17 protein-coding genes are annotated in these 22,868 nt (G+C 73.9%); 1 reads left to right on the plus strand and 16 read right to left on the minus strand.

Annotation, left to right across the window (positions count from 1 at the left end; translation table 11 throughout):
* Positions 1-7: 7 nt before the first annotated feature.
* Complete coding sequence (mutS, locus tag THESUDRAFT_RS11055; RefSeq protein WP_006904877.1) at positions 8-3,124, minus strand: DNA mismatch repair protein MutS; 3,117 nt, start codon at positions 3,122-3,124, stop codon at positions 8-10.
* A gap of 223 nt (positions 3,125-3,347) precedes the next feature.
* Complete coding sequence (miaB, locus tag THESUDRAFT_RS11060; protein ID WP_006904878.1) at positions 3,348-4,904, minus strand: tRNA (N6-isopentenyl adenosine(37)-C2)-methylthiotransferase MiaB; 1,557 nt, start codon at positions 4,902-4,904, stop codon at positions 3,348-3,350.
* Between the two features lie 269 nt (positions 4,905-5,173).
* On the opposite strand from miaB, the gene THESUDRAFT_RS11065 reads away from it, so the two are divergent.
* Positions 5,174-5,590: a hypothetical protein gene (locus THESUDRAFT_RS11065; RefSeq protein WP_006904879.1), complete on the plus strand. Its 417-nt coding sequence runs from the start codon at positions 5,174-5,176 to the stop codon at positions 5,588-5,590.
* On the opposite strand, the gene THESUDRAFT_RS11070 is transcribed toward THESUDRAFT_RS11065, so the two are convergent.
* The 14 genes from THESUDRAFT_RS11070 to THESUDRAFT_RS11135 all read right to left on the minus strand — a co-directional run bounded on the left by THESUDRAFT_RS11070 (position 5,529) and on the right by THESUDRAFT_RS11135 (position 22,461).
* On the minus strand, positions 5,529-5,975 hold the full coding sequence (locus THESUDRAFT_RS11070) for a hypothetical protein (protein ID WP_006904880.1): 447 nt from the start codon (positions 5,973-5,975) through the stop codon (positions 5,529-5,531). The genes THESUDRAFT_RS11065 and THESUDRAFT_RS11070 overlap by 62 nt on opposite strands.
* A 216-nt stretch (positions 5,976-6,191) precedes the next feature.
* Entirely contained in the window at positions 6,192-7,058 is an 867-nt protein-coding gene (locus THESUDRAFT_RS11075; protein WP_006904881.1) for a PHP domain-containing protein, read from the minus strand.
* The gene (locus THESUDRAFT_RS11080) at positions 7,055-8,854 is read right to left on the minus strand and encodes a leucyl aminopeptidase family protein (protein WP_006904882.1); all 1,800 of its coding nucleotides are present in this window, start codon (positions 8,852-8,854) and stop codon (positions 7,055-7,057) included. The genes THESUDRAFT_RS11075 and THESUDRAFT_RS11080 overlap by 4 nt, the downstream gene beginning before the upstream one ends.
* Before the next feature lie 47 nt (positions 8,855-8,901).
* Entirely contained in the window at positions 8,902-9,915 is a 1,014-nt protein-coding gene (locus THESUDRAFT_RS11085) for a dipeptidase (RefSeq protein WP_006904883.1), read from the minus strand.
* 317 nt (positions 9,916-10,232) lie between these two features.
* Positions 10,233-11,021 (minus strand): TIGR00282 family metallophosphoesterase, encoded by a 789-nt coding sequence (locus tag THESUDRAFT_RS11090; protein ID WP_006904884.1) that lies wholly within the window; start codon positions 11,019-11,021, stop codon positions 10,233-10,235.
* A 150-nt stretch (positions 11,022-11,171) separates the two neighbouring features.
* Positions 11,172-12,716, minus strand: coding sequence for a ribonuclease Y (gene rny, locus THESUDRAFT_RS11095; protein WP_006904885.1), 1,545 nt, complete (start codon positions 12,714-12,716; stop codon positions 11,172-11,174).
* A 571-nt stretch (positions 12,717-13,287) separates the two neighbouring features.
* A complete protein-coding gene (locus THESUDRAFT_RS12530) occupies positions 13,288-13,956 on the minus strand; it encodes a regulatory protein RecX (RefSeq protein ID WP_006904886.1) in 669 nt (222 codons plus the stop codon).
* A gap of 64 nt (positions 13,957-14,020) precedes the next feature.
* Positions 14,021-15,043 carry a recombinase RecA gene (gene recA / locus THESUDRAFT_RS11105; RefSeq protein ID WP_006904887.1) on the minus strand — a complete coding sequence of 341 codons (1,023 nt, stop codon included), beginning with the start codon at positions 15,041-15,043 and terminating at the stop codon, positions 14,021-14,023.
* Between the two features lie 82 nt (positions 15,044-15,125).
* Positions 15,126-15,788 carry an RNA 2',3'-cyclic phosphodiesterase gene (gene thpR / locus THESUDRAFT_RS11110; RefSeq protein WP_006904888.1) on the minus strand — a complete coding sequence of 221 codons (663 nt, stop codon included), beginning with the start codon at positions 15,786-15,788 and terminating at the stop codon, positions 15,126-15,128.
* 457 nt (positions 15,789-16,245) lie between these two features.
* A complete protein-coding gene (locus tag THESUDRAFT_RS11115; protein WP_006904889.1) occupies positions 16,246-17,766 on the minus strand; it encodes a metallophosphoesterase family protein in 1,521 nt (506 codons plus the stop codon).
* Positions 17,767-18,101: 335 nt separating this feature from the next.
* The gene (locus THESUDRAFT_RS11120) at positions 18,102-18,500 is read right to left on the minus strand and encodes an RNA-guided endonuclease InsQ/TnpB family protein (RefSeq protein WP_242823420.1); all 399 of its coding nucleotides are present in this window, start codon (positions 18,498-18,500) and stop codon (positions 18,102-18,104) included.
* Positions 18,501-18,732: 232 nt separating this feature from the next.
* Positions 18,733-20,187, minus strand: a complete 1,455-nt coding sequence (locus tag THESUDRAFT_RS11125) for a competence/damage-inducible protein A (RefSeq protein ID WP_006904890.1) — start codon at positions 20,185-20,187, stop codon at positions 18,733-18,735.
* A 67-nt stretch (positions 20,188-20,254) separates the two neighbouring features.
* The gene (locus tag THESUDRAFT_RS11130) at positions 20,255-21,928 is read right to left on the minus strand and encodes an AAA family ATPase (RefSeq protein WP_006904891.1); all 1,674 of its coding nucleotides are present in this window, start codon (positions 21,926-21,928) and stop codon (positions 20,255-20,257) included.
* Positions 21,925-22,461, minus strand: coding sequence for a hypothetical protein (locus tag THESUDRAFT_RS11135; protein ID WP_242823406.1), 537 nt, complete (start codon positions 22,459-22,461; stop codon positions 21,925-21,927). The genes THESUDRAFT_RS11130 and THESUDRAFT_RS11135 overlap by 4 nt, the downstream gene beginning before the upstream one ends.
* Positions 22,462-22,868 lie beyond the last annotated feature (407 nt).

Here is a 22,868-nt window from a genome sequence, read left to right on the forward strand (position 1 = left end):
CCTCCTCCTATTCGCCGCCCTCCGCGAGCCGCTTCAGCCGCCGCTGCCAGGCGTAGAGCAGGTTCATGGCATCCAGCGGCGTCAGGCGGACCAGATCCAGCCGGGCCAGCTGCTCGAGCCAGGCCCTCGCCAGGCGCTCCCCTGCGGGCGGGGCGGCGGAGGCCGCCGTCCCCCCGGCGGCCGGCGCCCCGTCCCCCGCGCCGGGGGCGGTGGCGGGCGGGGCGGCAGGTGCGGGGACCGCACCGGGTGCCCCGGGCCCCGTCCCCAAGACCCCGGCCGGGCCGGGAGGCTCCCCCGTACCGGGCTCCCGGGCAGCGGCAGCCTGGGACCAGCCCGGCAGCGCCCCGGCGGTACCCGGCGCCCCTGCCGGCGAGCCCGGCCCGAGGCCCGCGGTCCCCGCCGCCTCGCCGCCGGCCCGCCCGGTGGTGGCCCTCCCGCCGGTCTCCCCCGCTGCGGCGCCCGGTTGCGGCGCGCCGGGCGGGCTGCCGCCGCCGGAGCCGGGGACCCCAGCCGGCGGCGCCGCTCCGGCGGCGCCGGTGCCGGGTTCGTCCCGGGACGGCGGAGCCCCCACGGGCTGCGCCATCAGGTCGGCCAGGGAGATCTGCCGCGGCCCGGCCCGCCGGTCCAGTTCCGCCAGGATGGCCTTGGCCCGCTCCACGATCTCCACCGGCAACCCCGCCAGCCGGGCTACATTGATGCCGTAGCTGCGATCGGCGCCGCCGGGCGCGATGCGCCAGAGGAAGCGGATGCCGTCCCCTTCCTCCACCACCCGGGCGTGGTAGTTGCGGATCCCGGGGCGCGTGGCCGCCAGGCCCGTCAGCTCGTGGTAGTGGGTCGACACCAGGGTGCGGGCCCCGATGCGGTCGTGGATGTACTCGATCACCGCCCGGGCGATGGCGATGCCGTCGAAAGTGCTGGTGCCGCGGCCGATCTCGTCCAGCAGGATCAGGCTGCGGGGGGTGGCGTGGTGCACGGCCAGGGCCGTCTCCGCCACCTCCACCATGAAGGTGGACTGGCCCGAGGCCAGGTCGTCGCTGGCCCCTACCCGGCAGAAGATCCGGTCGACCAGGCCGATCTCCGCCTCGGCGGCCGGCACGAAGCTGCCCATCTGGGCCATGATGACGATGAGGGCCACCTGGCGCATGAAGGTGCTCTTGCCGGCCATGTTGGGGCCGGTGATCAGCATGACCCGTTCCTCTTCGCCGTCCAGGTCGATGTCGTTGGGGACGAACCGGCCCTCCAGCGTCCGGTCCAGCACGGGGTGCCGCCCTGCCTTGATGCGCAGCCGGCGGTCGGCGGCCAGCTTGGGGCGCACGTACCCGTACCGGGCCGCGGCCTCGGCCAGGGCGGCCAGCACGTCCAGCTCGGCCAGGGCGTCGGCGGTGGCCTGCAGCTGGGGGATGGCTGCGGCCACCTCCTGCCGCAGTTCGAGGAACAGCTGGTGCTCCAGGGCCGCCAGGCGTTCCTCCGCCCCCAGGATCCGGCTCTCCATCGCCTTGAGCTCCGGGGTGACGAAACGCTCGGCCCCTGCCAGCGTCTGCCGCCGCTCGTAGTCGGGAGGCACCAGGTGGCGGTTGGCCCGGGTCACCTCGATGAAGTACCCGAAGACCTTGTTGAAGCCCACCTTCAGGGATTTGATGCCCGTGCGCTCCCGCTCCCGCGCCTCCAGGGCCGCGATCCAGTGGCGGCCCTGGGCCATGGCCTGGCGCAGGGCATCCACTTCGGGGTGGAACCCGTCCCGGATCAGCCCGCCCTCGGTGATGCCGGTGGGCGGATCGTCCACCAGCGCCCCTCGCAACCGGGCGGCCAGGCCCGCCAGTTGGGGATCCAGGGCCTGGCGGACGGCCTCCAGCCGGCCCAGGGGGCCGGCCCTGGCGGCTCCCTCCAGCTGCGCTGCCAGCTCCGGCAGCCGCTCCAGGGCGCGGGCGATGCCCAGCAGGTCGCGGGCGTTGGCCTGCTGGTAGCCCACCCGGCCCAAAAGACGCGGCAGGTCCTGCATGCCGGCCAGTTGCTGCCGCAGCCCGGCCCGCAGGAAGGGGTCGCGCACCAGGGCCTCCACCGCATCGAGCCGGGCGGAGATGGCCGCAGGGTCCACCAGGGGACGCTCGATCCACTGGCGCAAGAGTCGCCGGCCCATCGCCGTTTCCGTCAGGTCCAGCACGTCCAGCAGGGTGCCCTGGCGGGAGCCGTCCCGCAGCCGGCGCACCAGCTCCAGGTTCCGGCGGCTGTTGGCGTCGATGGCCAGCCACTGTCCCAGGGCATCGGTCCGCAGCCGGCGCAGGTGCTCCAGGTCCACCTTCTGCGTGGCCCGGAGGTAGGCCAGGAGCCCGCCGCCCGCGCTCAAGGCGGCGGCCCCGGTCTCCGCCCGGGCCTGGTCGACCGCCGGCCGGCCGAACTGGGCCGCCAGGGCGGCGGCGGCTTCCCGGAGGCGCCAGGGACCGGCCTCGGTGCGGGTGAGCGTGCAGCCTCGCTCCCGCAGGGTCTGCTCCAGCCCGGCGGCGCCAGGTCCCTCCAGCCCCGGTCCCAGCAGGCACTCGGCCGCCTGCAGCCGGGCCAGCTCGTCCAGGGCCAGGCGCAGGGGGTCGTCCCCGGCCAGCTGGGCGATGGTGAACTCGCCCGTGGACACGTCGGCGTAGGCGAGCCCCAGAACCCGCGGTGCCCCCGCGGCGCTGCCGGTCTCAAGGCCGCTGCCTGCCGGCTGCGGAGCCGGGACCCGGCCATTACCCGCGGGCCGGGTGGCCGGATCCGGGTCGAGGGCCAGGGCGGCCACGTACCGGCTCTCGTCCCGTCCCGCCGCCGACCAGAGGGTGCCGGGGGTGACGACCCGCACCACCTCCCGGCGCACCAGCCCCCGGGCCAGCCGCGGATCCTCCACCTGCTCGCAGATGGCGACCCGGTAGCCCGCTTCCACCAGGCGCGGCAGGTACTGGTCGACGGCGTGGTAGGGCACGCCGCACATGGGCACCCGCTCGCCCTTGGCCGTCTCCCGGGAGGTCAGGGTGATGTCCAGGATCCTGGCGGCCAGGCGGGCGTCGTCGCCGAACATCTCGTAGAAGTCGCCCAGGCGGAAGAACAGGATGCAGTCCGGGTAGCGCTCCTTCCACTCCCGGTACTGACGCATCATCGGGGTTTCCCGGCCCGACCTGCCCTGCTGAGGCTCGTCAGCCTGCGCCATGATTGGAGCCTGCCACCCCCGCCGCAGCGCTTCCCCTCCCGCCCAGCGGCGCCCCTTGCCTGCCCGGAATCGGCCCGGAGCCCGCCGCGGTCCGCGCACCGTTCCCGGAGCCGGAACCGGCTGTTACCACAGCTCCCCGGACGGCCGCACTGCCCGCCGCGCCCCGACCGGGTCAGGCCCCCCGGGCCGCGGCGCTGTAGGGCGAGAACTGCCCGTGCCGCCCGATTTCGGGCGCGTCGTCCGGAAGGAGTTCCAGCAGCCGCCCCTCCAGGGTGAAGGTCTGGGCCCGGGTGATCTCCACCCGGGCGAAGCGGCCGGCCCAGGCGGCGTCGCCCGACACCAGCACCAGCTTGTTCGTGCGGGTGCGGGCACTGAGGACCTGCGGGTTCTTCTTGCTGGGCCCGTCGATGAGGACCACGGCCCTCTGGCCCACCAGGCGCTTGTTCTTCCGCAGGTTGATCTCGTACTGCACCTCCATCAGCCGCTCCAGCCGCTCCTGCTTGACCTCCCGCGGCAGCTGGGGCCAGCGGGCGGCCGGCGTGCCCTCCCGGGGCGAGTAGATGAAGGTGAAGGCGTTGTCGTACTCCACCTGCCGCACCAGGTCCAGGGTCTGGCGAAAGTCTTCCTCGGTCTCCTTGGGGAACCCGACGATGATGTCCGTGGTGATGCAGGCGTCGGGCACCGCCTCCCGGATCTTCTCGATCAGGCGCAGGTAGTGCTCCCGGGTGTAGCGCCGGTTCATCCAGCGCAGCACCTGGTTCGAACCGGACTGCACCGGCAGGTGGAAGTGCTCCGTCACCTTGTCGGACTCCGCGATGGTCCGGATCAGCTTGTCGCTGAAGTCCCGGGGGTGGGAGGTGGTGTACCGGATCCAGCGGATTCCCGGAACCTGGTCCAGCCGGGCCAGCAGATCCGCGAAATCGTACCCGATGCCCAGGTCCTTGCCGTAGGAGTTGACGTTCTGGCCCAGCAGGGTGACCTCCTTGTATCCCTCGGCGGCCAGGTACTCCACCTCGGCGATGACGTCTTCCGGGCGGCGGCTGCGCTCGCGCCCGCGGGTGGTGGGCACGATGCAGAAGGTGCAGAACTTGTCGCAACCATAGATGATGTTGACCCACGCCTTGACGCCCCCGGCCCGCCGCGAGGGCAGGTGTTCGACCACGCCCTCCGCCGCCTGCCAGACGTCGACCACCATCCCCTCTTCCCGCCGCACCCGCTCGATCAGCTGGGGCAGCTGGTGGACGTTGTGGGTGCCGAACACCAGGTCCACGTGGGGATAGTACCGCTGGATGCGGCGAATGGTGGCCTCCTCCTGGGCCATGCAGCCGCACAGGCCCAGGATCAGGTCCGGGTTCTTCTGCTTGAGCACCTTCAGGTAGCCGATGGTGCCGAAGACCTTCTCCTCCGCCGTCTCCCGCACGGCGCAGGTGTTGAGCAGGATCAGGTCCGCGTCGTCCAGGAGGCCGGCCGGGACCATGCCCATCTCTTCCAGCTGGCCGGCCAGGATCTCGCTGTCGCGCTCGTTCATCTGGCAGCCCCAGGTCAGGATCTTGTACGCAGGGTGGGGCTTGCCGAAGATCGACTCGGCCAGGGTGCGGCCGTCGGCCAGGCGCCAGACGTTCTGCTCGTCCCGGTAGGCGCCGTAGCGGGTGGCCCACTGGGCCTGCAGCACCCGGTAGTCCTGGGTGCCTGCCGCCCCCGGCCGCGGGATCAGGGGCAGGGTCTCCATGGCTCGTTTCCTCCTTTGTACCTTCGTTCATTATGGGCGCTGCGGGCACCCGTGGGCAATGCAGCGGCTGGTACGGCATGCAGGCCGTTGCAGGGCCGTCGCAGGCGCTGCAGGCCGTGGCAGGCCTGTCCGCCGTTGCGGACCGAACCCTGGCCAGGGAAGCTCCGGTGCTGCCGTGGCCCTCGGCCGGTGCCGGTTGCCCGGCCGGCTTGGCTGGGCGATCCAGGGGCATTCTAGGCGATGGACGATCCGGGATGGAGGTGGTTGGGGTGGAAACCGGCGCAATGCCCGAAGGGGGGCTTTCCCCGGCCGCCCACGCCGGCGGGACGCCTCCGGCGGCCGGAACGGAGCCTGGCGCTGCGGTGGCGGCCGGCGACACCGCCGCCTGGCAGGCGGCCCTGCCCGCCCTGACCCGGCGGCCGCCTTACGCGTGCCCGCGCTGCACCGGCAACCGGGCCTCCTTCACCCTGCTGTGGCCGCTGACCTGGTCCGTGCGGAAGAACGCCCACACGGGGCAGGTGGAGGAGTGGCGGGCAGGACCGGCGCTGGCCACCGCGGCCGGCGGGGAGCCGGACCTGACGGTGCGGTGCGAACTTTGCGGCTTCGCGGGTCCGGAGTCCATGTTCACCGCGGCGGCCCGCCGCTTGCCGCCGCCTTTCCAGGCAGGACCCGCCGCCGGCGGATGAAGGCCAGCAGCCGCTGCCGTTGCCGCTCCAGCTCGTCCACCCGGCGGCGCAGCCGGCTGACCTCCGCCTCGTAACGGGCCTGCTGGGTCGCCAGCAGCTCGAGCAGCACCCGGCGGCTGCGGCGCAGGGTCACGACCCGCCGCTCCAGCAAGAGGATCCGGACCTGCCAGTCCCCGGCACCGGCCGGCCCCGCCGGCGCACCCGCCTGCCCGGCGCCCGCCGGGACCGGTTCTTGCGGGGCGGGTACCGGAACCCGTTCCGCCGGCCGGGATGCCGGGGGCGGGTCCCCGGCAGCGGGCCACTGGCCCCCTCCGCCGGGCCGGGACGCCGGTGGCGCGCTCCGCGGCCCGCCCGGGGGCTTGGACCATCGGGCCTCACGCTTCACGGGCCTTACCTCCCAGGGGGAGGATTATGCGGGGGGCGGCGGGTCCATGCATTGGGCGTCCTGGACCCGGCGTGGAGGGTTGCCCTGGCCCCGGCCCTGGCCCCGACCCCGGGCCTGCCTCGGCCGCCGGCCGGGAGGGCGCCCAGAGGCGCGCTCCCGGTTTCGGAAAGGTGGGTCGAGAGGGTGCGACCGGACCGGCCGGGCGCCTCCAGGTCTCTAGAGGGTATGCTCTGGATCGGCCGCCCGGGCGGCCAGCCGCTCCACCCACTCCCGCGGAACCCGCACCCGCCCCATCAGAGCAGGCTGTCCCGGCTGGGGCCCGTGGCAGTCGGACCCTCCGGTGGGAACCAGGTCCAGCTCGCGCGCCCGCGCCAGGAAGTCCGCGGCCTGCCCGGGGCTGTGCTTGGAATGGTAGACCTCCACGCCTGCGAGGCCCATCCGCTTCCAGGCCGGCCACAGCCCCTGCAGGCGGCTGGGCAGGAGGCCCGGATGGGCCAGGACGGGCACGCCCCCCGCGGCCCGGATGGCCGCGATGGCCTCTTCCGGCGCCAGGGGCGCGCGGGGCACGTAGCCCGGCTTGCCCGGCGTCAGGTACCGCTCAAAGGCCTCGGCCACCGTGGCCACCACCCCGGCCTCCACCAGGGCCCGGGCCACGTGGGGGCGCCCGATGGCGCCCCCTTGGGCCATGGCCCGGATCCGCTCCTCATCCAGGACGATCCCGGCCTCCGCCAGGCGCTGCAACATGCGGGCCAGCCGCTGCTCCCGCGAGGCCCTCCGGCGCGCCAAAAGCTGCACCAGGGGCTCGGCGGCCTCGTCGACCCAGTACCCCAGGATGTGCACGCCCACCCGGCGGCTCCCCAGGTCGACGTCGGTGCTGAGTTCGACCCCCGGTACCAGAACCACCCCGGCCTCCCGCGCCGCTTCCCGGGCCGCCGGCAGGCCGGCCAGGGTGTCGTGGTCCGTGATGCCGACGAACTCGAGCTCCGCCTCCCGGGCCATGCGGATGCGCTCCCGGGGGGTGACGGTGCCGTCGGAGGCAGTGGTGTGGGTGTGCAGGTCGGCCCCACCCCGCTCCGCCGTCATGCCCGTCCCCCCGCCGCCAGGTTGCGGGCCAGTTCCACCAGGGTGCGGACGCCGTAGCCCGTGGCCCCCTTGCCGTGATCGCCCTCGACCCGGTCGGACCAGGCCACCCCGGCGATGTCCAGGTGCGCCCAGGGCGTGTCGCCGGCAAAGGTCTGGAGGAACAGGGCCGCGGTGATGGACCCGGCGGGCCGGCCGCCGGTGTTACGCAGGTCGGCATACTCGCTGCGCAGCCGCTCGCGATACGACGCGACCAGAGGCAGCCGCCACAGGGGCTCGCCGGCGGCGCCCGCGGCCCGCAGCACCCGCGCTGCCCAGGCATCGTCGTTGGCAAACAGCCCCGCCACGTGGTGCCCCAGGGCGATGACCATGGCACCGGTCAGGGTCGCCAGGTCGATCAGCCGTCGGGCGCCCCGCTCGCGGGCGTAGGCCAGGGCATCGGCCAGGATCAGGCGCCCCTCCGCGTCGGTGTTGTTCACCTCCACGGTGGTGCCGTCGTAGGTGGTGATCACGTCACCGGGCTTGAAGGCGCGGCCGCCGGGCATGTTCTCCACCGCGGCCACCACGCCCAGCAGCCGGGCGGGCAGGGCCAGCCGGGCCACGGCCTCCAGCGCCCCGATGACGGCCGCCGCGCCCATCATGTCGAACTTCATGTCCTCCATGCCGTCCCGGGGCTTGAGGGAGATGCCGCCCGTGTCGAAGGTGACGCCCTTGCCGACGAAGGCGGCGTCGGGCGGTTCCGACCCATCCCGCCCCGGCCCCACGTAGTCGATGGCGATGAGCCGCGGCGGCTGGGCGCGGCCTTGGCCCACGGCCAGGATCGCCCCGAAGCCGCGCCGCCGCAGCTCCTCCTCGTCCAGGACGGCCACCTGCACGCCGGGCAAATCCTCCAGGCGCGCGGCCGCCTGGGCGAGGCGGGCCGGCGTCAGGTCGTTGGCCGGCCGGTTGCCCAGCTGGCGAGCGGTGATGACGGCTTCGGCGAGGATGCGCCCTTCCTGCAGGCCGCGCTCCAGCGCCTGCTGCTGCGCTCCGGTGCGGTCGACCAGCCAGATCTGCTCGACGCCGGGCCCGTCGCCTTCGTCGGCGGCGCGGCCGCGCCGTCCCAGGGGCCGGCCGCCGCGGCGCCCCGTGGGGTCGACGGCCGCCCCCAGAAGGCCCAGGGCGTGGCTCGTTTCGGGAGCCGTCTCCGGGCCTGCCCCGGCCGGGGCGCCGGGCCCCGCCTGGCGGGCGGCGGATCCGGCCCAGGACCCGGCGGCCCCTTCCCCGCTGTCCCCATGGGCCGGGGCGCCGCCCATACCGGCTGCGCCCCTGCCGCCACCCGCTGCCTCGCCGCCTGCTCCGGACTGCCCTCCGGGCCCCTCGGGCCGGTAGCGGTACAAGCCCAGGAGGGCACCCTCCACCGTGGCCAGGGCAGCCAGCTGCGGGTCCAGACCGCCGATGCCGGCGCCGTGGGCGATGGTGGCCACCGAGCGGCAGCCGTGCTTCTTCGCTGCCCGCAGCGCGGCGGCGGAGGCCGTCCGGACTGCCACGCGGCCGAACTCCTCCCGCGGGCCCAGGCCCGCCACCACCACCCAGCGGGCGGGGAGCCGGCCCAGGGTGGGCAGCACCAGCACCTCCCCCAGCCGGCCGCGCAGGGCTCCGGCGGCGATGGCTTCCTGAATGGCGCCGTGGAGCGCCTGATCCACCGCCCCCGTGGCGCCGCCCGGCACCGTGACCCCTTCAAACAGGTTGACCACCACGGCGTCGGCGGCCACCTCCGTCACCGGCGCCACGCGAAAGGCGACCTCCGGCGTGCGCATGCCATTCCCTCCCAACATGCCATCCCCTCCCCGGGTCAAGATTCCCCTCAGCGGGCTCCGCCGGCCGGGTCCTCCGGCACCGGGTAGGCCGGCTCACCCGCCGACCACACCTGGCGGAAGACCCGGAGGAAATTCTCACCCAGGATCCAGCGCAGGTGTTCTTCCTTCCAGTTGCGTCGCAGCAGCGCCTCGACCAGCCGTGGCAGGCGGGTGACGTCTTCCAGCCCCTGGGGCGTCTCGCTGATGCCGTCGAAATCGGAACCCAGGCCGATATGGGCGGGGCCCACCAGGGCGGCGATATGTTCGATATGTCGAACCACGTCGTCGATGGTGGCGGGGCCCTCGGACCGGAGGAACCGGGCGAAGAAGTTCATCCCCATCACACCCCCCCGGGCGGCCAGGGCGCGGATCTGGTCGTCGGTCAGGTTGCGCGGGTGGGGGCAAAGGGCCCGGCAGTTGGAGTGGGAGGCCACCACGGGCTGGCTTGATACGGCCAGGACGTCGTAGAAGCCGGCATCGGAGAGGTGGCTGACGTCCACCACCATGCCCAGGCGGTTCATCTCCCGCACCACCTGCTCCCCCAGCTGGGAAAGGCCGCCCCCGCTGCGGGCGTCACCGGCTCCGTCGGCCAGGTCGTTGCGCTCGTTCCAGGTCAGGCCGATCAAGCGAACCCCCAGGCGCTGGAGCAGGCGCAGGATGCCCAGCCGGCCCTGCAGGGCCTCGCCCCCCTCGATGCCGATGACGGCAGCCACCTTCCCCGCCGCCAGGGCGCGATCCAGCTCGGCGACGGTGGTCACCACGGTGATCCGGTCGGGGTGGCGGGCCACCTCCCTGAGGAACACGTCGTAAAGCTCCATGAAGCGGACCAGGGCGGCATGGGGCTTGTAAACGGGTTCGATATAGTGGGCGAAGACCTGCACGCCGACGCCGGCCTCTTCCAGGCGGGGCAGGTCCACATGGCCCTGGTGGGAACGCTCGCCCAGCCGCCGGCGACCGGCGGCCAGATCCAGGACGGTGTCGACATGGGCATCCACGATGGGGCCGTAGGGCGTATAGGGCATGGCTTTCGCCTCCTGATGGGTGGGTCGCACCGCAGGCAAGCGGCGGGCCTCGCCCCGGCCGGCGGGGCCGGCTGGGGGCGAGCCAGGGTAGCCGGGCGGCAGGGGCGGCAGGGGCCGGCTCCAGCGGGAGGCCTCCCTTCCGCCACCATGCCGGTGTGCCGGGCAAGCGTCGGACCGGGGCCGGCCCCATCCTGCCGGACGGGCCTCCCCGGCACCGCGGCGGCGGTGGTCGCAGCCCCTGACGGGGCGGCGGCCCCAGCGTGGCCGCGCTCCGGGGAACGGTCCGGCCGGAGGCGGACCGGGGGCGGCCCGCGCCCTCAGCCGGAATCCTCCAGCCGGATGCGCTCGATGGCCACAGCCCGGCCGGTGTCGCGGTCCACGTCCACGATGACGCCGCACAGCATGCGCGGGCCGGGCGCCACCTCCAGGGTCACGTGGAGCTGGGTGCGCAGCCGCTGGATCACCAGGTCGGGCCGGAAGCCGATGACGGAATCCCGAGGTCCCGTCATCCCCACGTCGGTGATGGCGGCCGTGCCCCCTGGCAGCACCCGCTCGTCGGCCGTGGCCGTGTGGGTGTGGGTGCCCAGCACCGCCGAGACCCGCCCGTCCAGGTACCAGGCCATGGCCTGCTTCTCCGACGTGGCGTCGCCGTGGAAGTCCACCAGGATGGCCGTGGCCTGGCCGGCCAGCTCGGCCAGGGCCTGATCGGCCGCGGCGAAGGGGTCGTCCAGAAGGCTGTCCGCGAAGACACGGCCCATGAGGCACACCACCGCCACCGGGCAGCCGCTGCGCCCCTCCACCACGGCCAGCCCCCGGCCTGGCGGGCGACCGGGCCAGTTCAGGGGGCGCAGCACCCGCGGGTGGCGGTCCAGGTAGGGCAGGATCTCCTTGCGATCGGCCCAGTGGTTGCCGAGGGTGATGACGTCGGCCCCCGCGGCGAAGATCTCCTCGGCGGTGTCCGGGGTCAGGCCCCACCCGCCAGCGGCATTCTCGCCGTTGGCCACCGTCAGCTCGATGGCATGCTGTTCGATCAGGGTCTCCAGGTGGTCCCGCAGCATGCGCCGCCCCGCCCGGCCCACCACATCGCCGATGAACAGTAGCCGCACGCCCGTGCCCCCTATCCTGGCTCTGGGTTGAAAAGCCGCGGCGCGCCGAAACGGCGGGCCCCCGCCCGCCGTTTCGGCGCGCCCTGTCACACCCCGGCTGCCTGCGCGGCCCAATGGGCGGCCCCCGGCCGCCCATTGGGCCGCCTTGCCTCAACGCGCGTACTCCGTCACCCTCGTCTCCCGGATCAGCGTCACCTTGATCTGGCCCGGGTACTGCAGCTCCTGCTCGATCCGCTTGGCGATCTGCCGCGCCAGCAGATAGGCCTCGGCGTCATCCACCTTGTCCGGGTGGACCATGATCCGGACCTCCCGCCCGGCCTGGATGGCGTAGGCCTTGGCCACGCCCTCGAAGCTGCTGGCGATCTCCTCCAGCTGCCGCAACCGCCGGATGTAAGCCTCCAGGGTCTCCCGCCGGGCACCCGGCCGGGCCGCCGACAGGGCGTCGGCCGCCGTCACGATCACCGCCTCGATGGTCCTGGGCTCGAAGTCGCCGTGATGGCAGGACATGGCATGGATGACCTCTTCGGACTCATGATACTTCTGCAGGATCTCCATGCCAATGGTCAGGTGGGTGCCCTCCATCTCGTGGTCCAGGGCCTTGCCGATGTCGTGCAGCAAGCCGGCGCGCCGGGCCACGTTGACGTCGGCCCCCAGTTCGTACGCCATGAGGCCGCACAGGTGGGCCACTTCGATGGAGTGCTGCAGGATGTTCTGGCCGTAGCTGGTGCGGAAGGCCAGCCGGCCGAGGAGCTTGACCAGCTCGGGGTGCAGGTTGTGCACGCCCACCTCGTAACAGGCGCGCTCGCCTTCCTCCTGGATGCGCTGGTCCATCTCCTGGACGGCCTTGGCGTACATCTCCTCGATCTTGGCGGGGTGGATGCGGCCGTCGGCGATGAGCTTCTCCAGGGTCATCCGTGCGATCTCCCGCCGGATGGGGTCGAAGCAGGAGATCACCACCGCTTCCGGCGTGTCGTCGATGATCAGGTCGACGCCGGTCAGCGCCTCAAAGTGGCGGATGTTGCGGCCCTCCCGGCCGATGATCCGCCCCTTCATCTCATCTCCCGGCAGCTCCACCACCGAGACGGTCAGCTCCGGCACGTACTCCGCCGCCAGGCGCTGGACGGCGGTGGCGATGATCTCCCGGGCCCGCCGGTCGGCTTCCGCCCGGGCTTCTTCCTCCATCTCGCGGATCATCACGGCCAGGTCATGGCGCATTTCCTGCTGGACCTGAGCCAGCAGGTACTCCCGCGCCTCCTCCCGGCTCAGCCCGGCGATGCGCTCCAGCTCCGTCATCTGGCGCAGGCGGAGCTCTTCCACCAGCTCCTCCGCCCGGTCCAGGTCCCGCTCCCGGGCCCGCATGAGCTCTTCCCGCTCGTCCAGCTGCCGGGCCCGGCGGTCCAGCGCCTCCTCCCGCTGGAGGAGGCGGCGCTCCAGCTGCTGCAGTTCCTGGCGCCGCTCCCGGGTTTCGCGCTCGAAGTCGGTCCGCAGCCTGTGAACCTCTTCCTTCGCCTCCAGCAGGGCCTCGCGCTTGCGCGCCTCGCCTTCCTTACGCCCTTCCTCCACCAGCTGCCGGGCCAGCGCCTCGGCCGACCCGATCCGGCTTTCGGCCACCAGCTTCCGGATCACGTAGCCCGCCGCCCCGGCGATGACGACGGCGACGAGCACGATCAGGACGACGATGGCTGTCGACACCATCCCTTTCACTCCCTCGGGCCACGACCAGCAGTCCCCCGGTCCCCGCCGGTGCTGGGGTCCCTGTAACAAAAAAGCCGAGTTCGGGGACCCGGCTCGGCGCGCTGACCACTCCGACGCACGCCCCGAACCCCGTGGGGGCCGGGACGGGGACCGGCAATCCGTTCCTTGTTACACCCAGGTTTCGGACATATTTCATGATTATCGCCGATTTTCGTCAAAAGGCGGATGCGTGGTCGCGTTTTCGAGTCATCCCGATAATTCATTCTAGGGGCTGCGGGAAAGCCATGTCAAGGGAACCGCGGCCAGGCCTCCCTGCCGCTCCCTGACCGGGCGTGTGCCGCCGGCCGTCCCCTCCGCAGCCGGCGGCCGGGGGCCGGGCGGGCTCGCTGCCGGAGCCGATAAAGCTGCAGGAGCCGATAAAAAAGACCCGCAGCGGCAAGGCCGCGCGGATCGCCCCCCATCCAGCGCTGCACCGGTGACCTCCGGCCACCTGCCACCGGGCCCGCCTCCCGGCCGCCGCTCCCGGGCACCCGCGTCAGGGTTCGGCGCGGGCCTGGGCGGTGCCCCGGGCCTACATGGACCGGTGGGAGCCGGTCCCCCCGCCCGCCCCGTCCTGAAGGTCACCGACGAGCTCGCGCACCACCCTCTCCGCCACATGGGCATGGAATCCCCGGCCCAGAAGGTACCGGTACAGCCGCCCCGCAGCCCGCCGGCGCGGGTCGCTGCCGGGCCGGTCCCCGGGATGCAGGCGGGCCTCCGCACCCTGGCTGCGGGCCGGGCTCCCCTTCAGTTGCGCCCAGCGCCGGCGGGCCAGCTGGCGCGCCTGCTCCAGCTCGGCCCCTTCCGGCCATCCTTCGGCCAGGACCTGGTCGGCCAGGGGCGGCGCGATCCCGCGGCGCAGCAGTTCGGCCCGCAGGCGGAGGGGTCCGATATGCCGAACCCGCGCCCCTTCCACCTGGTCCCGGGCCAGCCGCCGGTCATCGATGTAGCCCCAACCCTGCAGGCGATCCAGGACGGCCGCCACCACCGGCTCCGGGAAGCCCCGGTCCTGCAGCCGCCGGGCGATCTCCCTGGCCGTACGCGCCCGGAAGCCCAACCAGCGCAGGGCCAGGGCGAGGGCCTGGTCCAGGCCCAGTTCCTCGCCGCCGCCAGCGCCGGCGCCCCCGCCCGCTCCAGCCCTCCCGGCCGGCTCCTCTCCGGCCTCCCCCGCGCCCCCGGATCCCGGTCTCGCACCGGCCAATGCGGTCCCTCCCCTTGACGGGCGCCTACGAGGCCGCTCGCCGTGAGGCCCTTCTCAGGTGCCTTCACTCGTCCTCGTTGGCCGTGGCGGCCCGGATGCCGCCCAGGCTCAGCAGCTCCCGCAGCCGCCGTTCGATGGCATCGGCCACCTCGGGGTGCTGCACCAGGTACTCCCGCGCGTTCTCCCGGCCCTGGCCGATGCGGGTGTCCCCGTAGGAATACCAGGCGCCCGCCTTCTCGATGATGCCGTGCTGGGTGGCGATGTCCAGCAGGTCGCCCTCCCGGGAGATGCCCTTGCCGTAGAGCAGGTCGAACTCCGCCTGGCGGAAGGGCGGGGCGACCTTGTTCTTCACCACCTTGGCCCGGGCGCGAATACCGATCATCTCCCCGCCCTGCTTGAGCGTCTCCACCCGGCGCACATCCAGCCGAACCGAGGCGTAGAACTTCAGCGCCCGCCCGCCGGGCGTCACCTCGGGATTGCCGAACATCACCCCCACCTTCTCCCGGATCTGGTTGATGAAGATCAGGCAGGTCCTGGACTTGGCGATGGCTCCGGTGAGCTTGCGCAGGGCCTGGGACATGAGCCGGGCCTGGAGGCCCACGTGGGCGTCGCCCATCTCCCCTTCGATCTCCGCTCGGGGCACCAGGGCGGCCACCGAGTCGATGACGATCACGTCCACCGCGCCGCTGCGCACCAGGGCTTCGGCGATCTCCAGGGCCTGTTCGCCCGTGTCCGGCTGGGAGATCAGCAGGTTGTTGATGTCGACCCCGAGATTTTCCGCGTAGACCGGGTCCAGGGCATGCTCGGCGTCGATGAACGCGGCCACCCCTCCGGACCGCTGGGCGGACGCCACCACGTGGAGGGCCACGGTGGTCTTGCCCGACGCCTCCGGCCCGAAGATCTCGATGATCCGGCCCCGGGGCATGCCGCCGACTCCCAGGGCGATGTCAAGAGCCAGGGAGCCGGTCGGGATGACCTCGACGTTCAGGCGCGCCGAGGCTTCTCCCATGCGCATGATGGAGCCCTTGCCGAACTGCTTCTCGATCTGGTTGAGGGCCATCTCCAGGGCCCGCTCCCGCTCGATCATGGGCGTCGCCTCCGTCTCCGGCCGCACCCGAGCCCGCAGGTCACGGCCTGCCGAATCCCGCCATGGATTTCCAGTTTCTACCTTACCGTGGGGCAGGGGGCTCGTCAAGGCCGGCGGCCGCCTCCCCCAGGGGCCAGCGGTGCAGCGGCGTGTACACCGGCCCGCCAGGATGCAGCTGGCTGCGGAACAGGACCATGGCCCGCACGGGCAGCCGGCCCCAGTCCTGTTGCCGCACCGCCGCGGCATGGGGCCAGCGGTCGAGGTCGATCCAGCCGCCACGGACCCGGGCCAGGGTGATGTGGGCCTGGAAGGGCTGTTGCACCGGATCCAGGTCGGGCGCCACCGCCAGCAGCTGCGTCTCCAGGCTGGCCGCCAGGGCGGCCAGCGCGGCGGCTCCCTCACCCACTCCGGCCCACAACGTGCGGGCCCGGCCGGCAGCGGGAAAGCCGCCGACCCCTCGTACCGCCACGTCCAGCGGGGCCGCCTCCCGCGCCGCCCTCGCCCCGGCTGCCACCAGGGAGGGAATGCTGGCCACGGGGCGGTTCCCCAGAAACCGCAAGGTGATGTGCAGGTCCCCGGGGCGGACCCACTTGAGTCCGGGCCGCTGGCGGCGGGCCGCGGCCATCCAGGCCTGCAGCGCCCCGGCCACCGGGCCCGTCACGGGCACGGCGATGAACAGCCGCCAGTGGTCTTCGCCGTCCCCACCGGCCGCGATGCGGGCCGGCATGGGGATGCGGGCCGGCACAGGCCGGGACCCGCCGTCCGCCCGAGCGGCCGCGACCGGTCGCGGGGCGGCCGCGTTCGTCCCCTCCGCCGGCAGGGACTGCCGGTTCCTGTCGATGGCCGCCACCTCCAGACGGGCCCGGGCTGGTGGGGCCGGAGCGGCCCTGCGGCAAGACCGCGCACCTCCCCGGCGGGCCCGGCACCGAACAATAGTTTGACATGCCGGCGTCGAATCCTGCGCCGGAGGCAACCTGCATCCCGTGGCGCTCCGGGGCGGCGGGGTGCGGGGCAGCGGAGGCTAGGCGGCCGGCCGGAGGCCGGCCCGGCGGCCGGTGGGATGGCCGGCCGGTTGGGCGGCAGGACGGCCGGACAGCCGCTGAGACGAGCCGGCCGGCCGGGCCCGGCACCAGGCCCGGACCCCCGGCCGGCGCAGGTCGATCCGGGGGCGACGGCCGGTCCGGCGGGCGGTCCGGGCGTCGTCAGGGGCCGTCGCCGCCGCCCGCGGGCAACTCCTCCAGGGGCAGGGAAGGCCGTTCCCGGAAGGAGACGGGAGCATCCGGCCGGCCGTCCACCACGTAGCGCTGCAGGGTGAAGCCCGTGGACGCCAGGCGAAAGACCTCGACAGCGTCGACGGCGATGGGCACCCAGCCCGGAGCGTCGCCCGGCGCCGGCACCAGGGTCAGCAAGAGCAGGCCGTACGGGATCTCCCGCGGCGCGGTGAGGCCGCGCAGGCCGGCGGCCCCCGTGGAACCCGGGTTGAGGAACAGGCCCTGCGGGGTGTCGTCCACCCGCTGGACGTGGGTGTGGCCGCTGACCAGGACGGGGACCCGTCCCCGGAACCGGCCCGCCACCACGGGGTTGTGGACCACCAGGATGTCCGGGCGCCGCGGCGCCGTCTGGAGGAGGCTCTCCAGCGCCCCCACCTGGGCTTCGATCTCCGCCGGCCGGCCCATGGCGGGGGACACGCGGTGACTGGCCGGATCCCGGCTGGCGGCCAGGAGCAGCCCGCCGGGCAGGGTGACCAGGCCGTCCTCCAGGATCTGGACACCGGTCTGGGTTGCCAGGGCGCCGAGCGACTGGGGAGAGTCGTGGTTCCCCGGCACCAGGTAGTAAGGAACCTCCAGATCGGCCAGCTCGGCCACCAGGCGGGCTTCCGGCGCGGTGCCCCAGTCCGCCACGTCGCCCGCATCCAGGATCAGGTCGGGACGGAAGCTGGCGGCCATCTCCCGGATCAGCCGGACCCCTGCCGGGTTGTTGTGCAGGTCCGAGACGACGAGCACCCGCAGGCTCTCGTCCTGGGGCACCACCGCCTGCTGGACCTCGATCCCCTGGTAGAGGTCGTTCAACCGGCCCACCAGCACCTCCATCTGGCGGCTGAAGGCCTCCACCTTGGCCGGGGTGCGGGTGAACACGTCCAGCAGCCAGGGCGCCGCGGTGATGGCGCCGCTGTACTCCGCCTGGCGGAAGGCGCCCGGATCGTAGGTCTGCTGCGTGGCCACCACCAGGCCGCCACCGACCAGCAGGCCCACCGCCGCCCCCACGCCGATCCGGCGCCAGCGCCGCCGGGCCAGGACGAACCCGGCCAGCCCGCCGCCCAGGACACCCAGCAGGACCAGGCGCAGGGCAAACCGGCGCGCCACACTGCCGACCTGCTGGCGCAGGCTGTCCACCAGGCCGCGGGTGCCCCGGTGCTCCAGCAGCCGGCCCAGGGTCGGGATATCGACGGTCTCCAGCCGCACCTCGAGCTCCAGGGGAGCGGCGTGGGTGGCTGCGCGCACCCGGCCCAGGGGCGGGATGGCCACTTCGGTCAGCCCCTGCCATGCCGGACGGGCCGCCACGGCCACGCCGAAGGGGCCCAAGCTGACCCGGGCGGCCGAACCGGCCACCATGGCCAGGTAGGCCCCGGCGGCAGCCGCCAGGATCAGGACCAGGCGCCGCTGCCACAGGCGCAAGACCCGCGATGGCGCAGGCCGCGGGGAATTCCCTTGCCTGCCCGGCAAGCCCGCTCCTCCCCTCACGGGCGCCCCGCCGCTCCGGCCGGCCGGTGGGTGGCACCCCCGCCCACCCGAACGCCCCAGGCCACAGCCATCCCGCAGCACCCGCCCGGCAGGATCGCCGGACGTGCCGGCGGCCCCCGCCAGCCTTCCGGCGGCCGCTCCTCACCGGGTCGCGAGGCCGGGCCGGTACCCGCCGGCCGCGGAGCGGGAGGGTCCGACCTGGCGGGCCGGGCGCCCTTCCTTCGACTCTGGCACCGTGCCATGCTTACCGTGACCGTTACCTGAAACATCATCATCTGCTTCAGGTAGCCGATTCTTGCGGATCGGCGGTGCCGGTCTTACCCGGCCATGCGCCGGTGCCGGCTTCCCGCTTCCTCCGGGATCGCCTGCCTTGCGGCAGGTCTTCCATCCCGTCCACGGGCGTTTTCCGTCTCCGGACCACTCCCGGCGACGGCGGCCACCAGGGCCGCGAGATTCCGGGCCGCGTTTTCGTCCCGGTCGAGCACGAGCCCGCATTCCTCACAGCGGAAAACGCGTTGCGAAAGCGGCAGCGACGGCTTGACCGCACCGCACCGCGAGCAACGCTTGCTGTTGGGATCGAAGGGCGGCGCTTCGACCAGAACCGCCCCGTGCCAGGGACACTTGTAGCTGAGCTGGCGGCGGATCTCCGTCAGGGCCGCATCGGCCAGCACCCGGGCCAGCCGCCGGTTCTTCAGCATGCCCGCCCCGGCACCCATTGACACCGGTGGCCGCACCTGGTTAGGGAGGGCCGCACCGGGGACGGGTGGAAGGGCCGGCAGCGGGGTCCCGACACCGCCGGGATCGTCGGGGGATGGCGGCTCCGTCCGGCCCGGCGGGCCGGGGACGTCCGGGAAGGGTTTGTGGGGAAGCCGCGGGAGGGATGCACGGTGGGCCACGCGGGCCGGTCCGGCAATGGACCCCCGGCGGGACGCCGGGGCGCGGGGCCCGTCAGGCCGGGCCCCCGGCCCCGGCGTTCCCGGCCTCCAGGCCTTCCACCAGGGCCCGGTAGAGCAGCAGCAGGGCCGCCTGGGCCGAGCGGGTCTTGACGGTGTCACGGTCGCCCAGGAAGCGGTGGCGTTCCACCCGGCTTCCTCCCGGGCCGGCGACGGCCACGTAGACGGTGCCCACCGGCTTTTCCGGCGTACCGCCGCCCGGACCGGCGATGCCCGTGGTGGCCACGCCCCAGTGGGCTCCGAACATGCGCCGCACGCCCGCCGCCATGGCCCGGGCCACCACCTCGCTCACCGCGCCGTGGGCCGCCAGGTCGTGGGGGCTGACCCCCAGGGCCAGCACCTTGGCGGCATTGGCGTACGCCACCACGCCGGCCAGGAAGTAGGCGGAGCTTCCCGGCACGGCGGTGAGGCGGTCGGCCACCCGCCCGGCGGTGCAGGACTCCGCCACCGCCACCGTTTCGGCCCGCCGCCTCAGCAGCTCCCCCACCACCGCCTCCAGGGTCTGGTCATCCTCGCCGTAGACGTGGATGCCCAGGCGCTGGCGGATGGCCGCGGCCACCGCCTCCAGCTCGGCCAGGGCGGAGGCGGCGGCCGCCTCCGGTGAGGGCGACGCGCCCGCCCTGGCGGCGGGCGCCCCGGGGTCCCGCCCCGGCGCGCCGCCGGGTTCTGCCCCGGGAGGAAGGGGCACCTTGGCCGCCAGCCGCAGGTGGACCTCCCCGTCCCTGGCGTAGGTGGCCAGGGTCACCCGCTGCTGCCGGGCGAACAGGTCCGCCAGCCGGTGCTCCACCTCGCTCTCCCCGAGCCCCGCGACCCGGAGCACCCGCCGCACCAGGCGCATGCCCCCCGCCCGGCGGCTCCACCGCTCCAGGTAGGGGACCAGCGGGCCGTCCACCATGGGGCGCAGCTCCCGGGGCGGCCCGGGCAACGCGACGAACCAGCGGCCACCCTCCCACTCCAGGACGAATCCCGGGGCGGTGCCGTTGGGGTTGGGAAGGATGGCGCTGCCCGCCGGGAAGAGCGCCTGCTTGCGGTTGCCCGGGGCCATGGACCGGCCCCGGGCGGCGAAGTAGCGCTCGATCCCCTCCAGCACACCGGCGTCCAGGACCAGGGGACGGCCCGTCACCCGGGCGATGGCCTCCCGCGTGAGGTCGTCGCCGGTGGGGCCTAGGCCGCCGGTGACGATGACGACGCCCGCCCGGCCGGCGGCCTGGCGCAGGGCCGCCTCCAGGCGGGCGGGGTTGTCGCCCACGGTGACATGGTGGTAGACGTCGATGCCGTACTCCGCCAGCCGCTGGGAAAGAAAGGCGGCGTGGGTGTTGAGGGTTTCGCCCAGCAGCAGTTCCGTGCCCACGCAGACGATCTCAGCGTTGAGGCCGGCCCCGGTCCCCCCGGCGCCGGCCCCGCCCGTGCCGGTGCCCGTGCCGTCCCGCGCTGGCCCGTCCATGTCCATCCGTCGCCCCCTGCCCATCCCGGCGACCGGCCCGCCCCCGCGGCGCTCTGCCCTTGGGGCCGTCCCATCAATCGCCGGCCGTGTCCTGCGGCGCGCCGCGCCGGCCCCGGGGGCCGGGTTCGTCCCGGCCGGAACTGCCGTCCTGCGGCCCGCCGGGCCCCTCCGGCCGCGGGCCGCCACCCGCCGGTCCGCCGTCCCGCGGGCCCGGGCCGCCACCGGCGGCTTCCTCCGCGGTGCGGCCCGCGGCGCCGCCCGGCAGGGGCGGCAGGCCCACCAGCCGCCGGAACTCGGCCGAGGTCAGCCGCTCGCGCTCGAGCAGGACCTCGGCCGCCGCGCGCAGCCCGTCGCTGAACTCGCCCAAAAGCGCCCGGGCCCGCAGTTCCTGGCGCCGCAGCACCCGGCTCACCGCCCGGTGCAGCGCCGCGGGCGGCAACACGTCCCGGGCCACCACCCCCAGGGGTGTCATGCCGTCTTCCACCATGCGCCGGGCCAGTTCCACCGCCTGCTGGAAGTCGGCGGCGGCGCCGGTGCTGGGCCGGCCCAAAAGCAGCCTCTCGGCTTGCGAACCGGCCAGGGCGATGCAGATGGTGTCCTCCATCTGGTCCTGGGTCTGGAGGAACCGGTCCTCGTCCGGGCGCTGGCGCACGTAGCCCAGCGCCTGCCCCCGCGAGGCGATGGTCACGCTGGCCACCGAACCGGGGCGCAAGAGCTCGGCCACCAGGGCGTGGCCGCACTCGTGCACGGCGATCCGCCGCCGCTCCTCCTCCCCGGGCCGCCGGTCCAGGCGCTCGCCCATCATCACCTTTTCGATGGCCTCGCGCAGGTGCTCCATGGTGATGGCCGGCGCTCCCGCCCGCATGGCCAGGATGGCGGCCTCGTTGCACACGCTCTCCAGGTGGGCGCCGGAGAAGCCGAAGGTCTCCTGGGCCACCTGGCCCAGGTCGACGTCCGCGGCCAGGGGCTTGCCGCGCATGTGGATGCGCAGCACCTGCTCCCGCGCCTCCCGGTCGGGCAGCTCGACCCGCACGATGCGGTCGAACCGGCCGGGCCGCAAGAGGGCATCGTCCATCAGGTCGACCCGGTTGGTCGCCGCCATGACCAGCACCTGCACGTCGTCATCGGATCCGATGCCGTCCAGCTCCACCAGCAGCTGGTTCAGGGTCTGGTCGTACTCCAGGTGCGAGGTGTGCCGGCCCCGCTTGCCCGCCAGCACCTCGATCTCGTCGATGAACAGGATGGCGCTCTGCTTGCCCTGGCGCCGCGCCAGCCGCCGCACCTCCGCGAAGACCTCCCGCACCCGCTGGGCGCCGACCCCCGCGTACACCTCGACGAAGGCCGAACCCGAGGTGGCCAGGAAGGCCGAGTCGGTGTAGGTGGCCGCCGCCTTGGCCAGCAGGGTCTTGCCGGTGCCCGGCGGCCCCGCCAGCAGGATGCCCTTGATGGGCCGGATGCCGAAGCGCTGCGCCTCCTTGGGCCGGCGCAGGAACTCCAGGGCCTCCTTCAGCTCCTGCTTGGCCGCCGCCTGCCCGCCGATGTCGTCGAAGGTGACGCCCGTGGACTCGACGGCCCGCGCCGCCGGCCCGCGCCCCGTTGCCGGCAGCAGGCCCGACCGGAACACGAAGAGCAGCACGCCCGCCAGCACCAGCAGGGGCAGCCACTGGGCCAGGGGCAGCCGCAGGAGGAAGAAGGCCAGCACCCCGGCCCCCACGCCCACGGCGATCTCCAGCCAGCGCTCCTTCACCGGGCCGTCACCTCCTGCTCCGGCCGCAGGGGCATGACGGAATACAGGACACCGTCGCCGCGAGCCAGCTCCAGGTAGAGGAACTCGGCGTCGACGTACAGCCGCGCGCGGTCGAGGCCCAGGCGCCGGCCGGCGGCTTCCACCTGGCGGGCGGCTTCGGCATAGTCGCCCCGGCTGCGCCCTTCCTCTACGTAGTAGCTCACCTCGTAGAACGCCTGCTCCAGCTCGGGCGTCCGGCGGTCGGCCAGCTCCAAGTCGTACTGGCCGGGACCCAGGCGCCGGTCAGCCCGCTCCCGCAGTTCCCGGTAGGTGGCGGGGAAAAGGTCCACGCTGCCCAGCTGGACCCGCACGTGCCAGCGGCCGGCATCCCGTTCCACCGCCACCGCCGCCACCCCGGGCACGCCGGCCAGATCCCGCTCCAGGGGCGCTGCCTTGGCCTGTTCCTGGTAGAACAGGCTGGCCAGCAGGAGGACCCCCAGGGTGATGGCCGCGGTCAGGGCCACCCAGCGGATTTCCAGCGGTCGTCCAAACATGCGCTTCAACCCCATCGTCGCCCCAGCAGCCGCTCCGGGCGATGCCGTGATCAACGAACCGGGGAACACCCCGTTCCCACCGGGGTGCATCGATTCAGAAGCGGCGAAGGCCGCCGCACCGGGTACGAGAAGCGGCGCTGGATCGCGGTCAAGCAGCGTAAAAGGCACGAAGAGAGGTCAACAAACCGTCAACAGGCAGGTTCCATTATACCACCTGTGGGGCGCCTGGCCCGGTGGCCGGCGCCGCGGCGGCCGGCACAAACTCCGGCATCACCGGGACCGCCTGCCACCCTGCCGCCATGCAGGGCGACGGGCTGCGTGGCGTCGGGGGCATCGGGTGCGGGCTCCTGGGTCCGACATCGGCAGAGGGCATGCCTGGGGCGGCGGGTGTCGCGGGGGTGCTCGGG

The sequence above is a fragment of the Thermaerobacter subterraneus DSM 13965 genome (genome assembly GCF_000183545.2).
Taxonomy (GTDB): Bacteria; Bacillota; Sulfobacillia; order Thermaerobacterales; family Thermaerobacteraceae; genus Thermaerobacter; species Thermaerobacter subterraneus.

Coding starts and splice junctions, on each gene's coding strand:
- mutS (WP_006904877.1), bottom strand. CDS start 3,124: ATGATGCGTCAGTACCGGGAGTGGAAGGAGCGCTACCCGGACTGCATC.
- miaB (WP_006904878.1), bottom strand. CDS start 4,904: ATGGAGACCCTGCCCCTGATCCCGCGGCCGGGGGCGGCAGGCACCCAG.
- THESUDRAFT_RS11075 (WP_006904881.1), bottom strand. CDS start 7,058: ATGACGGCGGAGCGGGGTGGGGCCGACCTGCACACCCACACCACTGCC.
- THESUDRAFT_RS11080 (WP_006904882.1), bottom strand. CDS start 8,854: ATGCGCACGCCGGAGGTCGCCTTTCGCGTGGCGCCGGTGACGGAGGTG.
- THESUDRAFT_RS11085 (WP_006904883.1), bottom strand. CDS start 9,915: ATGCCCTATACGCCCTACGGCCCCATCGTGGATGCCCATGTCGACACC.
- rny (WP_006904885.1), bottom strand. CDS start 12,716: ATGGTGTCGACAGCCATCGTCGTCCTGATCGTGCTCGTCGCCGTCGTC.
- recA (WP_006904887.1), bottom strand. CDS start 15,043: ATGATCGAGCGGGAGCGGGCCCTGGAGATGGCCCTCAACCAGATCGAG.
- THESUDRAFT_RS11120 (WP_242823420.1), bottom strand. CDS start 18,500: ATGGGTGCCGGGGCGGGCATGCTGAAGAACCGGCGGCTGGCCCGGGTG.
- THESUDRAFT_RS11125 (WP_006904890.1), bottom strand. CDS start 20,187: ATGGACATGGACGGGCCAGCGCGGGACGGCACGGGCACCGGCACGGGC.
- THESUDRAFT_RS11135 (WP_242823406.1), bottom strand. CDS start 22,461: ATGTTTGGACGACCGCTGGAAATCCGCTGGGTGGCCCTGACCGCGGCC.